Below are 13,431 nucleotides of genomic sequence, written 5' to 3' on the forward strand. Positions count from 1 at the left end.
ACCACTATTCCTGGGGTGACTTGGCGGACGCCGCAGCGGACGCCGCGGAGCCGCGTCGGGACGGTTCCCGACAAAGCAGGACGGGCCGCCCCACGGTGTGGGACGGCCCGTCGCGCGCGACGTTCAGCGATGCGTCACTGCGACGCCGCCTGGTTGTTGACCGTGGCCGTCTCCAGCGCACCGACCGAGAGGTCGTGCTTCGCGAGGATCTTGGCGTAGGTGCCGTCGTCGATGATGCTCTGCACCGCCGCCTGGTAGGCGCGGACCAGCTCGACGTCGCCCTTCAGGAACCGGAAGCCCAGGGGCGTCGGGTTGAGGATCTCGGTGTTCGCCACCTCGAAGACGTCGCCGGAGCCGATCTGCTTCGCGTTGTACCGGCCGGTCGACCACTGCGTGAGCTCTGCGTCCGCCTTGCCGGCCTCGACCTGGGCGAGCGCCTCGGCGTCAGAGCCGAACTCGAGCACGGTGACGGGCTTGGCCTGGCACTCGGCCGCGTTCAGCGCGGCCAGCGCATCGGCCTGCGTGGACTCGCCGAGCACCGCTACCGGCCGGCCGCACAGGTCCGCGAGTGTCTTGATCCCCTTGGGATTCCCCGCGGCGACCATGATCGCGTCGCTGTCGTTGTAGTAGTTGACGAAGTCGGAGTCGATCTGGCGCTCCGGGGTGTCGGACATGGCGGCAGCCACGACGTCGACATTGCTCGCGTACAGCTCAGGGACGAGCGAGTCGAACGGCATGTCGCTGAACGTGTACTTCAGGCCCAGCCGGTCCGAGGCGGCGTCGAACAGGTCGATCTCGAACCCGACGATGCGTCCTGCCTCGTTCGTGTACTCGAAGGGCGGGTAGCCCGACTCCGTACCGACGGTGATGCGCGTGGACTCGGCCAGCAGCTCGCCGGGCAGCAGCGCGCGCAGCTCCGGATCCACCTGGACCTGCTCCGCGGCTTCCGCCGTCTCGTCCGAGCTGGCCGAGCAGCCGGTCAGCAGCGCTCCGAGAGCAGCTGTTGCCGCGATCGAGCCGATGACCGCACGCGTGCGGTGTCCGAGAGCCATGCGGGGTCCTCCACACAAAAAGACATGATGAGCGAGTTACGCGGGTGGAGCCTATACGTTCCCGGCCAGTTGCCGTGAATTCGAGTTTCACCTACGCCCACATGCCGTGACACCAGGGCTCAGGCGCTGGTGCCGACCTTAGCCGCCGCCCCGACGTCCGCCAGAATCACCGCATCGATTAGGCCCCTGGCCCACTCCAGCACCTCGGTGCCGCGCAGCGGCCGTCCGCCGATCCGCGCGGTGGTCGGGAACGGTACGAGGATCGCCCGGATGGCGGGCTTGAGCACAGTCCCTGGGTAGAGCCGCTTGAGGCGCAGCTGCGCCGACTCGGGCAGGCTCACCGGCGCGAACCGGACGAACTTGCCCTGTGCGGTGATGTCCGTGAGCCCCGCCTGGCGTGCGTGGTTGCGGAAGCCCGCGACGTCGAACAGTGCGTCCGCGACCTCGGGCAGCGCACCGTACCGGTCGGTGAGCTCGGCGCGTACCTCGTCGAGGGCTGCGGCGTCGTGGGCAGTGGCGATCTTCTTGTACGCCTCCAGCCGCAGCCGTTCCGTGGCGATGTAGGACTCGGGCAGGTGGGCGTCGACGGGCAGCTCGATGGTGACCTCGGGGGCCTCCTCCTCGGCGTCGCCGCGGAAGGCGGAGACCGCCTCGCCCACCATGCGCACGTAGAGGTCGAACCCGACCCCGGCGATGTGGCCGGACTGCTCGCCACCGAGCAGGTTGCCCGCCCCGCGGATCTCGAGGTCCTTCATGGCGATCTGCATGCCCGCGCCGAGGTCGGTGTGGGCGGCCATGGTCGCGAGCCGGTCGTGCGCCGTCTCGGTGAGCGGCTTCTCCGGCGGGTAGAGGAAGTACGCGTAGGCGCGCTCACGCCCACGGCCCACCCGGCCCCTGAGCTGGTGCAGCTGGGACAGGCCCAGCATGTCGGAGCGCTCGAGGATCAGCGTGTTGGCGTTGGAGATGTCCAGGCCGGTCTCGATGATCGTCGTGCACACCAGGACGTCGAGCTCCTTCTCCCAGAAGGCGCGGATGACCCGGTCGAGCTCGTGCTCGCCCATCTTGCCGTGGGCCACGCCGATGCGGGCCTCGGGCACCAGCTCGTTGAGCCGGGAGGCGGTGCGCTGGATGGTCTCCACCTTGTTGTGCACGTAGAAGACCTGGCCCTCGCGCAGCAGCTCGCGCCGCAGCGCGGCGGAGATCTGCTTCTCCTCGAAGGCGCCCACGTAGGTGAGCACCGGGTGCCGCTCCTCCGGGGGCGTGGCCAGGGTCGACATCTCGCGGATTCCGGTCACTGCCATCTCGAGCGTGCGCGGGATCGGGGTCGCGGACATGGCCAGCACGTCCACGTTGGTGCGCAGCTGCTTGAGCGTCTCCTTGTGCTCGACGCCGAAACGCTGCTCCTCGTCGATGACCACCAGGCCCAGGTCCTTGAACTGGACGGACCCGGTGATGAGGCGGTGCGTGCCGATGACCACGTCGACGCTGCCCTCCTTGAGGCCGGCGAGCGTCTCCTCGGACTCCTTGGCGGACTGGAAGCGGCTCAGCGCGCGCACGTTGACGGGGAACCCGGTGTACCGCTCGGAGAACGTCTCGAAGTGCTGCTGCACCAGGAGCGTCGTGGGGACCAGGATCGCGACCTGCTTACCGTCCTGCACCGCCTTGAACGCGGCCCGGATGGCGATCTCCGTCTTGCCGTACCCGACGTCGCCGCACACCAGGCGGTCCATCGGCACGGACTTCTCCATGTCGGCCTTGACCTCGTCGATCGTCGCGAGCTGGTCCGGGGTCTCGACATAGGCGAAGGCGTCCTCGAGCTCACGCTGCCACGGGGTGTCCGGCCCGTAGGCGTGGCCCTGCGTCGCCATCCGCGCGCTGTAGAGCCGGATCAGCTCGCTCGCGATCTCCTTGACGTGCTTGCGCGCCTTGGCCTTGGTGTTCTTCCAGTCGGCGCCGCCCATCTTGGACAGCGACGGCGACTCCCCGCCGGTGTACTTGGTGACCTGGTCGAGCTGGTCGGTGGGCACGAACAGCCGGTCACCCGGCTGGCCGCGCTTGCTGCTCGCGTACTCGATCACGAGGTACTCGCGCGTGGCACGGTTGCCGCCGGTACCCATGGTGCGCTGCGCCATCTCGACGAACCGGCCCACACCGTGCTGCTCGTGCACCACGAAGTCGCCGGCCTTGAGCTGGAGCGGGTCCACCACGTTGCGCCGTCGGCTGGGCATCTTGCGCATGTCGCGCGTGCCCGAGCCCGCCCGGCCGGTGAGGTCCTGCTCGGAGAAGACGGCGAGCTTCAGGTCGGGCGCGACGAATCCCTTGCCGACGCCGCCCGCGACCACGTGCACGATGCCCGGCTCGGGCTCGTCCTCGAGCGAGATCGCCAGCCGGGCCGCGGTCCCCGCTGCCGACAGCTGCTCGGTCATGCGCTTCGCGGGGCCGTGCCCCTCGGTGGTCAGCACGAGCCGCCAGCTCGCGACCTGCAGGCCGTGCACGTCGTCGAGGGCGCGCGCGAGGTCCCCGCGGTACGACTCGACGTCCCGAGCGCTGACGGTGAACACGTTCTCGCCGGTGCCGCCGGGCTGGTCGTCGTCACCGGCCGCCCCCAGCTCCGTGTCCTGCGTGAACGACGACAGCGTCCACCAGCCCAGCCCCCGCCGAGCCGCTACCTCGCGCACCTCGGCGAACGTCGCGAAGGACGCGGCGGACAGGTCGATGGGCGCGGCGCCGCCCGCCACCGCCCCGGTCCAGGCCGCGGCGAGGAACTCCTCGGTGGTCGCCACGAGGTCGTGGGCCCGACGGCGCACGCGCTCGGGCTCGTTGACCACGAGCAGCGCGTCGTCTGGCACGAGCTCCAGGACGGAGATCATGTGGTCCACCAGCACGGGCGCCAGCGACTCCATGCCCTCTACCGCGACGCCGGCGGCCAGCTTGTCGAGCATCTCGACCGCGCCAGGCAGGGTCTCGACGAGCTCGGCGGCACGCGTCCGGACTGCGTCGTCCAGCAGGATCTCGCGGCAGGGCGGCGCCCAGAGCCCACGCTCCGCGATCTCCAGGCTGCGCTGGTCGGCCACGGCGAACCAGCGGATCTCCGTGATCTCGTCGCCCCAGAACTCGCACCGCAGCGGGTGGTCCTCCGTGGGCGGGAAGATGTCGAGGATGCCGCCGCGCACCGCGTACTCGCCGCGCCGCTCCACCATGTCGACGCGGGTGTAGGCGGCTGCGGTGAGCCGCTCGGCGACGTCGGTCAGGTCGGCAGTGGCACCGATGTCCAGCTGTACCGGCTCGAGCTCCCCGAGGCCCTCGACGACGGGCTGCAGCAGCGCGCGGACCGGCAACACCAGGATCCGGATCGCGCCCGCCTGCCCGTGTCCCTCGGCCGGGTGCGCCAGGCGGCGGAACACGGCGAGGCGCTTGGCCACGGTGTCCGCGCGCGGGCTGAGCCGCTCGTGCGGCAGCGTCTCCCAGGCGGGAAGCACCGCGACGTCGTCGGCCTCGCTCTCCGGGAGATAGCTCCGCAGGCTCGCGGCCAGGTCGTCGGCCTCGCGGCCCGTCGCGGTGACCACCACGAGCGGGCGCTTCTCGGACGCGGCGACCAGCAGGGGCGGGCGCACGCCCACCGGACCCACCACGTCCGCGAAGCCGCGGGCGCGTACGTGCTCCACGGCGGCGGCGGCGCCGGGATCGCGCAGAAGAGTGGGAAGCAGGCCGGTGAGGTTCATGGGTTCTGTCCTTCGAGGGCGCACGACGACGGGCCCATCACGAGCACGACCGGGTGCGGTCGACGGCGTGAGGGGCTGATCCCAGGCTACTCCCGGACACTGACAGTGCCTCCCACGGTGTGCGCCGGCGCCACCGCCCTTTGGCGCCACTGCCCTTGAGCAGAGCACTGCACGTACGATGACCCGCGATGTTCACCCCTCCCGGATCCCCACGGCACGCAGGCGTGCCGGGGCACGACCCCGCCGTCGGGCCGCGCACCCCCGCCCGCCTCGCCTGGCCCGACGCCGCCCGCGGCCTCGCCATCGGTCTCGTGGTGCTCTACCACGCGACCAACTGGACGTGGTCGACGGGGTACGAGGTGAGCGTGCTGCGCGAGGTGAACGAGACCCTGCGCAGCCTGCGCATGCCCCTGTTCTTCGCGGTGGCCGGCATGTTCGCCGCGAAGTGGACGACGGTGCCGTGGTCCCGCCTGGCGCGCGGCAAGCTGTTGTTCTTCGCCTGGGTTTTCGTGCTGTGGGAGCCGATCTCCCTGGTGGTCCGCCTGCTCACCGGCTACTACCAGGTGGCCGACGCCGACTGGGGCACCCTGTCGGACCACCTGACGTGGTCGCTCCTGGTCCCCCGCTCCGAGCTCTGGTTCATCTGGACGCTCGCCGCGTTCTTCGTGATCGCGCGAGCGCTGCGCCGGGTGCCCGCACCCGTGCAGCTCGTGCTCGCCGCGTGCGTGAGCGGGTGGGCGCTGGCGGGCTGGGAACCGGAGAGCATCGCATGGCGGGGTACCGCGCAGTTCCTGCTCTTCTTCCTGGGTGGCCTGCACCTGCGGGCGCTGCTGGAACGGTTCGCCCAGCGGGTCACCTGGCTGTGGGCGGTGGGCGCCGTCGTCGTCTGGCTCGGGATCCAGGTGGCCGTGCGGGAGCTGGAGGTCGCCGACGTGCCCGGCCTCTACCTGCTGGCGAACATCGCGGGTGTGCCGGCGGGGGTGGCCGTGAGCGTACTGGCCTCCCGCGTGCCCGGCACCCGGTATCTGCCCAGGTCACTCGGGTTGCAGTGGATCGGGGCGCGGACGCTGCCGGTGTTCGTCACGCATACGTCGGTGGTGCTCGGGCTGCTGTGCCTGCTGTACCGCAACGCCATCTGGATCCCCGCCCCGCAGTCGCAGTGGCTGCCGGTGGCGCTCTGGGGGGCGGCGATCGCCGTCGGGCTAGGGCTTGGCGCCCTGGCGCCCCGGATCGGAGCGGGCTGGCTCTTCGCGCCGCCCCGGCGGCTGACGGGCACCGCCCGCTGAACCCTGGCAAAAAAGTGGCTTGTTACTTTTTGCCGACATCTACCCCGCATGTGTCAAGTCCTGTTATTGTGTCGACCTCAGCAGCGGCAACGGCGCCGTCGCGACCCGGCGGAGCCCTGGCCTCGCCCCGGCCAGCGGGAGGTCTTGTGCGACGCATCAGACGAACGGCGGTTCTCGCAGCCGCGGTGACCGCCGCCTGCCTCAGCGCGACGGCGCTCCTGGCACCGGCTCAGGCAACGCCGGAACGAGCCACCACGGGACAAGCCGCGACAGCGCTCGCCCAACCCACACTGCCCAGCCCGGAGTCGCAGGTCAACGCCACGGGCACACCGTTCACCGGCACCCGGCCCGACGGAACCGTGTACGGCCTCATCGACGCGCACACCCATCTGTTCATGCAGGACGGCATGGGTGGCGCCGCCGTCTGCGGCAAGGTCTTCTCGGAACAGGGGATCGCGACGGCCCTGCGGGACTGCCCGTCGCACGAGCCGCACGGGCTCGGCGCCCTGCTGGAGAACCTGACCCGGAACGGCTCCCCGATCGGCACGCACGACACCACGGGCTGGCCCACGTTCGCCGACTGGCCCGCCCACGACTCCCTGACCCACCAGCAGATGTACTACCGCTGGGTGGAACGGGCCTGGCGCGGCGGGCAACGCGTCATGGTCAACGACCTGGTCACCAACGGCCTGCTGTGCTCCATCAACCCGGGCACCTACCAGAGCTGCGACGAGATGACGGCGATCCGTCTCCAGGCGCAGGACACCTACGACCTGCAGGCCTACGTCGACGCGCAGTACGGCGGGGCGGGCAAGGGCTGGTTCCGGATAGTGACCACCAGCGAGCAGGCGCGCCAGGTGATCGAAGAGGGCAAGCTCGCCGTCGTGCTCGGCGTCGAGACGTCGGAGCCGTTCGGCTGCAAGCAGACCCTGCGCATCCCGAACTGCTCGCGGGCCGACATCGACGCCGGCCTCGACGAGCTCTACGACCTGGGTGTGCGCTCGATGTACCTGTGCCACAAGTTCGACAACGCGCTGTGCGGCGTGCGGTTCGACGAGGGGTCCATGGGCACGATCATCAACGCCGGCCAGTTCCTCTCGACCGGCACCTGGTGGGACGCGCGCTCCTGCCCTGCCGACCAGCCGCACGACCACAACCCCGGCAACGGCGAGCTTCCGCCGGCCCTCGAGGACGACCTCCCGCCCGTCCTGCCCATCTACCCGCCGGGGACCGTCTGCAACACGAAGGGTCTGAGCGGGCTCGGCGCCTACGCCGTCCGCGGCCTGGTCGAGCGGGGCATGATGGTCGAGATCGACCACATGAGCGCCAAGGCCGCCGACCAGACGCTCGACATCCTGGAGGCCGAGGACTACCCGGGCGTCCTGTCGACGCACTCCTGGATGGACGAGCGGTACCTCGACCGGCTCTACGCCCTCGGCGGGTTCGCCACCATCTACGGGCACGCCGCCCACGAGTTCGTCGAGGAGTACGAGCGCACCGCACCAGTACGCGACCGGTACGGCGCGGGCATCGGGTTCGGCTTCGACATGAACGGGTTCGGCGGCACGCCGCCGCCCAGGGGCGGCACCGCGAACCCCGTCACCTACCCGTTCCGGTCGTTCGACGGCGGCACGCTGCTCGACCGGCAGACCACCGGTCAGCGCACGTGGGACATCAACGTCGACGGTGTCGCGCACTACGGGCTGGTGCCCGACTACGTCGAGGACCTGCGGCTCGTGGGCGGGCAGGAGATCATCGACGACCTGGCGCGCGGCCCGGAGAGCTACCTGACGACCTGGGCGGGGGCGGAGGCGCACTGATGCGCGCCGCCGGTTGAGCGGCTCCGGTGGCCGGGCGGTCGAGAACTGGGTCTCGACCGGCCTGGCCACCGTGAGCATCACGCCTTCGCGGTGTGGAACTTCCCCTGGGCGGCGAGCAGGCCCTCGGCGACCAGCAGCTCGACGGCGTCGGCGGCGTCGTCCACCAGGATCGGCAGGTCCTTCTTCTCCGTGGCGGAGAAGTCCTTGAGCACGTGGTCAGCGGTCTCCATCCGGCCCGGCGGGCGGCCGACGCCCACCCGCACGCGGTGGTAGTCCTTGGTCCCGAGGGCCTTGGTGGTGTCGCGCAGGCCGTTGTGGCCGCCCTCGCCGCCGCCGATCTTGAGCTTGATCGTGTCGAAGGGGATGTCCACCTCGTCGTGCACCATGACCACCTGCTCGGGGTCGACGTCGTAGTACTTGGCGAGCGCGCTGACCGGACCCCCCGACGTGTTCATGTAGGTCGTCGGCTTCGCGAGGATCACGCGGGGGCCGGGGGCCCCGCCGGGGAGCACGCCGAGCCGCGCCTCGGCGACGACCGCCTGCGCCCGCGCGTGCTTCGAGAAGCGTGCGCCGGTGCGCTCCGCGAGCAGGTCCAGCACCATCTGCCCCACGTTGTGCCGGTTGCCGGCGTACTTGGGGCCGGGGTTGCCGAGCCCGACGACGAGCCAGGGCCGGTCGCTCATGCTGGGTTCCCTTACGTCTGGGTGAGTGGTCGGCAGATTGTCAGGTGATCGGCAGTTGGAACTGCCGATCACCTGACAATCTGCCGATCACTCGGAGTACTAGAGAGGGCTCAGCTCTCCGAGGACGCCTCGGCGGGCGACTCGGCGGAGGCGTCGTCGTCGCCGGCCTCGCCGCGCGGCTCGGTGACGAGCACGACGACGGCCTTGGGGTCGGTGAGCAGCGTCGAGCCCTCCGGGAGGGCGACGTCCTCGGCGTGGATCTGCGCGCCGGACTCGAGGCCCTCGATGGAGACCTCGACGGACTCGGGCAGGTGCGTGGCCTCGGCCTCGACCGAGAGCGTCTGCTCCTCGACGAGGTGGATGGTGCCAGGGGCCGACTCGCCGACGATGTTGACGGAGATGTCGACGGTGATCTTCTCGCCGGCGCGCACGACCTGCAGGTCGATGTGCTCGATGGTGTTGCGGACCGGGTCGCGCTGGACGTCCTTGGCGACGGCCAGCTGGCCCTTGCCGTCGACGTCGATGTTGAGCAGCACGTTGGTCTGGCGCAGCGCCAGCATGGACTCGTGGCCCGGCAGGGTCACGTGCACCGGGTCGCCACCGTGCCCGTAGAGGACGGCGGGGATCTTGTTGTCACGGCGGATGCGGCGGGCAGCGCCCTTGCCGAACTCGGTACGGGCCTCAGCGGCGAGCTTGATCTCGGCCATGGGAATTCACTCCTGGAAGGTCTGTGTATGCAACTCGGTCGGCGGCTGCGTCGGCGCGGGACACGTGACGGGCGCGGAGCGGGGCCGTGGGACGGAGTGCTGGAGGGAACTCCAGGGGCCGCCGACGGCCGCCCAGTCGATCACGGACGCCGGCCTGGTGCTGGCGGGATCGAGTCCCGCCGCGGCCGTCAAGCGTCCCTCGCCGAGGCAACCTGACTACTGTACCCGCTCGTCAGCGCGATCCGCACCGAGAGGCGGTGTGACGCCGATCGAAGGCTGCGTGCGACGCGGCTTGTAGACGACCTGGACGTGGAACACGAAGCGCAGCAGGAACGCCACGACGAGGGTCACCGCCTGCACGAGCACCGGCCACATGCCCGTGAACTCGACGAGCCACCACAGCACGGGCAGGCGGATCGCCGCCTCGGTGCCGTTGAACGCGAACGAGTGCGCGAACCGTGACCAGACGCCACGGCCCTCGTTCCGCAGGTCGCGGAACACGAACCGCTCCTGCAGCAGGAAGTTCGTCAGGATCGTGACGACGGCGGAGATCACCGCACCCGCCACGTAGTGCATGCCCAACCCGGTGAGGGCCCACAGGATGAGGATGTTCAGCACGGCCCCGAAGCCGCCGATGATCGCGAACCGCGACATCCGACCGAACCGCAGGGCGGCGAGCTGCTCCAGGTAGCGCAGGCCGGTCTTGAAGGTGGCCTTGGAGTGCCCGGCGTACCGCTCGCCGAACACGAACGGCTCCTCCCCCACGGCCAGCGTGTTGCGGGCGAGGAGCTCGAGCAGGATCTTGAAGCCACGCGGGTGCAGGGAGTCGAGGTCCAGCCGGTCCACCCGGGTGGCGAAGAACCCCGTGAGCGGGTCGGTCACGTTGCGCAGCCGCACCGGGAACATCGAGCGCGCCAGGAGCGCCGACGCGATCGAGACACCGTGGCGCCACCAGCCGTCCAGACCCCCGGCGTCGCCGTCGCCGGTGTAGCGGGAGGCGACGACGATGTCGAGCCCCGCCTCGCGTCCACGCGTGACGAGCGCGGGCACGAGCTCCGGCGGGTGCTGCAGGTCGCCGTCCATCACGACCGCCCACTCGGTGGTGACGGTCCGCAGCCCGGCCACGACGGCGCCGCTGAGCCCGCCCTCGGCCTTCTCCCGGTGCAGCAGGCGCACCGGGACCGGTGCGGTGGCCGCGACCTCACGGATCAGCTCAGGGGTGTTGTCGGTGGAGTCGTCGACGAAGAGGATCTCCGCCAGGTCCGGCGCCCCTATCGGCGCCGGGCCGCCCTCGGGCCCGTGAAGGGCACCCGAGGGCCGACCGTCGTCGGACAGCACACCGAAGGCGGCGCACAGCCGCTCGGTGAGCACCCGGACGTTGGGCCCCTCGTTGAACGTGGGCACCACGACGGTGACGGTCACTGACCCTCCCAGATCGTTGTCAAGACACGGTCCTCCGTTGACCGCATCTGAGTCAAGGGTCAGACCGTATACCCAGACAGGCACCCGGGCGGACACCCGGGCTGACCTCGAAGGATCAGGAGTTGCCGTCGAAGAGCGACGTCACCGAGCCGTCGGAGTGGACCTCGTTGATCGCCGACGCGAGCAGCGGCGCGATCGAGAGCACCTTGAGGTTGGGGAACCGGCGGTCGTCCTCGATCGGCAGGGTGTCGGTCACGACGACCTCACGCGCACCGCACTCCGTGAGCCGCTGCGCGGCCGGCCCGGACAGCACGCCGTGCGTCGCCGCGACGGTCACGGACTTGGCGCCGGCGGCCATGATGACCTTGACCGCCTCGGCGATCGTGCCGCCGGTGTCGATGAGGTCGTCGACCAGCACGCAGTCGCGGCCCTGCACGTCACCGACGACGCGGTTGGCGACGGACTGGTTGGGGCGCGTGACGTCGCGCGTCTTGTGCACGAACGCCAGCGGGCCACCGCCCAGCTTGGAGGCCCAGATCTCGGCGACGCGGATGCGGCCGGCGTCCGGCGAGACGACCGTGACGTTCTCGACGTCCACGCGGGTGCGCACGTAGTCGACGAGGATCGGCATGGCCCACAGGTGGTCCACGGGGCCGTCGAAGAAGCCCTGGATCTGCGCGGTGTGCAGGTCCACGCTCATCAGGCGGTCGGCGCCCGCCGTCTTGAACATGTCGGCGATGAGGCGGGCCGAGATCGGCTCGCGGCCGCGGCTCTTCTTGTCCTGCCGCGCGTAGCCGAAGAACGGCGCGACGACGGTGACGGAGTGCGCGGAGGCCCGCTTGGCGGCGTCGACCATGAGCAGCTGCTCCATGATCCACTGGTTGACCGGCATCGTGTGCGACTGCAGCAGGAACAGGTCCATGCCGCGCACCGAGTCGCTGAAGCGTACGTAGGTCTCGCTGTTCGCGAAGTCGTACGCGGACACGCCGAGCAGATCGATGCCCAGCTCCTTCGCGACGTTCCGCGCCAGCTCGGGGTGCGCGCGTCCAGATGCGAGGACGAGTGGGTGGCGGTTCGGGCCAGGAGCAATGCTGGTCATCAGCGGGACTTTCCTTCCTTGTCGGCCCCGGGTACGGGGGCCAGGTCGGCCGGCTCGGCCTGGACGGCCGCGGCCTGCGGGGCGATGGGGGCCCCGGCTGCATTCTGCTGGGCAAGCTGTCGCTGTGCCTGGTCACCGAGACCGGACGCCCCACCGTGGGCGTTCGCCGCGGCGTCCGCGGCGGCCGTCCCCGGCCGACGACGGGCGACCCAGCCCTCGATGTTCCGCTGCTGCCCGGCGGTGACGCCGAGCGCGCCGGCGGGCACGTCCCGGCGGATCACGGAGCCGGCGGCGGTGTAGGCGCCGTCGCCCACCGTGACGGGCGCGACGAACATGTTGTCCGCGCCCGTGCGGGCGTGCGAGCCGATCACCGTGCGGTGCTTGTGCACACCGTCGTAGTTCACGGTCACCGACGCCGCACCGATGTTGGAGTGCTCGCCGATCGTCGCGTCGCCCACGTAGGAGAGGTGCGGGACCTTGCTGCCCTCGCCGATCTGGGCGTTCTTGGTCTCGACGAACGTGCCGATCTTGCCCTTGCGACCCAGGCTGGTGCCGGGGCGCAGGTAGGCGAACGGACCGACGGACGCACCCTCGCCGATGACGGCGAGGGAACCGTGCGTGCGGACGACCGTCGCGCCGACCCCCACCTCGACGTCGGTCAGGGTGGTGTCGGGGCCGATCGTGGCGCCGGTCGCGACCACCGTCGCGCCCTTGAGCTGCGTGTTCGGGAGCAGCGTGACATCGGGAGACAGCTCGACGTCGACGTCGATCCACGTGGTGGCCGGGTCCTGGACCGTGACGCCCGCGCGCTGCCACTCCTCGACGATGCGGCGGTTCATCTCGCGGGCCAGGACCGAGAGGGCCACCCGGTCGTTGACGCCCTCGACGAGCATCGGGTCGTCGGCGAGCAGCGCCCGCACGTGCAGACCCTCGGTACGGGCGAACGCGATGACGTCGGTCAGGTAGACCTCGCCCTGCGCGTTCCGGCTGTCGAGACCGCCGAGGCCCTTGCGCAGCGTGGCGGCGTCGAACACGTAGACCGACGAGTTGATCTCGCGGATCTCGAGCTGGTCGGCGTTCGCGTCCTTGTGCTCGACGATCTCGAGCACGTCGCCGGTGTCCGGCTCGCGGACGATCCGGCCGTAGCCGGTGGCGTCGGCGACCTCGGTGGTGAGGACGGTCACCGCGTTGCCGTCGGCGCGGTGCGCGGAGAGCAGCTGGGCGAGGGTGGCGCCGTCGAGCAGGGGTACGTCGCCCGCCACCACCACGATGGCGCCCTCGACGCCGTCGCCCACCAGCTCGCCGTCGGCGATGCCCGCGACCGCCGCGGCGGCCTGCGCCTTGGCGTCGAGCGCCACGAGGGCACACTGCACCGCTCGGCCGGTACCGGGGATGTCGTCCTGGTCCACGAGGATCGCCTCGGGGTCGAGCTGTCCGATCGCCTCCGCGACCAGCTCACGCTCGTGCCGGACCACCACGGCGACCTGCAAGGGCTCGAGCTCACGAGCGGCCGTCAGCGCGTGCCCGACCATCGGCTTGCCGCCGAGCGGGTGCAGGATCTTCGGCAACGCTGACTTCATGCGGGTGCCCTGGCCGGCGGCAAGAACGATGACTGCTGCCGGCTGAGGTGTCTCGGTCAC

General features: G+C 70.7%; 9 protein-coding genes. 2 read left to right on the top strand and 7 right to left on the bottom strand.

The window, feature by feature from the left end; genetic code table 11:
- Positions 1 to 134 precede the first annotated feature (134 nt).
- Positions 135 to 1,052 carry an ABC transporter substrate-binding protein gene (locus AB0F70_RS23105; RefSeq protein WP_357453958.1) on the bottom strand — a complete coding sequence of 306 codons (918 nt, stop codon included), beginning with the start codon at positions 1,050 to 1,052 and terminating at the stop codon, positions 135 to 137.
- Between the two features lie 119 nt (positions 1,053 to 1,171).
- Positions 1,172 to 4,774, bottom strand: coding sequence for a transcription-repair coupling factor (gene mfd / locus AB0F70_RS23110; RefSeq protein WP_357453960.1), 3,603 nt, complete (start codon positions 4,772 to 4,774; stop codon positions 1,172 to 1,174).
- Positions 4,775 to 4,962: 188 nt separating this feature from the next.
- Between mfd and AB0F70_RS23115 the strand changes: the two genes are divergently transcribed.
- On the top strand, positions 4,963 to 6,060 hold the full coding sequence (locus AB0F70_RS23115) for an acyltransferase family protein (RefSeq protein ID WP_357453963.1): 1,098 nt from the start codon (positions 4,963 to 4,965) through the stop codon (positions 6,058 to 6,060).
- A 146-nt stretch (positions 6,061 to 6,206) separates the two neighbouring features.
- The gene (locus AB0F70_RS23120) at positions 6,207 to 7,880 is read left to right on the top strand and encodes a Coagulation factor 5/8 type domain-containing protein (protein ID WP_357453966.1); all 1,674 of its coding nucleotides are present in this window, start codon (positions 6,207 to 6,209) and stop codon (positions 7,878 to 7,880) included.
- A gap of 77 nt (positions 7,881 to 7,957) precedes the next feature.
- Here the strand turns inward: AB0F70_RS23120 and pth are convergent, their stop codons facing one another.
- From pth to glmU, 5 genes are all read right to left on the bottom strand, one after another.
- Complete coding sequence (gene pth / locus AB0F70_RS23125; RefSeq protein WP_357453969.1) at positions 7,958 to 8,563, bottom strand: aminoacyl-tRNA hydrolase; 606 nt, start codon at positions 8,561 to 8,563, stop codon at positions 7,958 to 7,960.
- A 110-nt stretch (positions 8,564 to 8,673) separates the two neighbouring features.
- Positions 8,674 to 9,270 (bottom strand): 50S ribosomal protein L25/general stress protein Ctc, encoded by a 597-nt coding sequence (locus tag AB0F70_RS23130; RefSeq protein WP_357453973.1) that lies wholly within the window; start codon positions 9,268 to 9,270, stop codon positions 8,674 to 8,676.
- Positions 9,271 to 9,486: 216 nt separating this feature from the next.
- Positions 9,487 to 10,692, bottom strand: a complete 1,206-nt coding sequence (locus tag AB0F70_RS23135; RefSeq protein WP_357453977.1) for a glycosyltransferase — start codon at positions 10,690 to 10,692, stop codon at positions 9,487 to 9,489.
- 115 nt (positions 10,693 to 10,807) lie between these two features.
- The gene (locus AB0F70_RS23140) at positions 10,808 to 11,791 is read right to left on the bottom strand and encodes a ribose-phosphate diphosphokinase (RefSeq protein ID WP_357453980.1); all 984 of its coding nucleotides are present in this window, start codon (positions 11,789 to 11,791) and stop codon (positions 10,808 to 10,810) included.
- Complete coding sequence (gene glmU / locus AB0F70_RS23145) at positions 11,791 to 13,431, bottom strand: bifunctional UDP-N-acetylglucosamine diphosphorylase/glucosamine-1-phosphate N-acetyltransferase GlmU (protein ID WP_357453983.1); 1,641 nt, start codon at positions 13,429 to 13,431, stop codon at positions 11,791 to 11,793. Before glmU ends, AB0F70_RS23140 begins: the two co-directional genes overlap by 1 nt.

It is taken from the genome of Promicromonospora sp. NPDC023805 (assembly GCF_040639635.1).
In the GTDB taxonomy this organism is placed as follows: Bacteria; Actinomycetota; Actinomycetes; order Actinomycetales; family Cellulomonadaceae; genus Promicromonospora.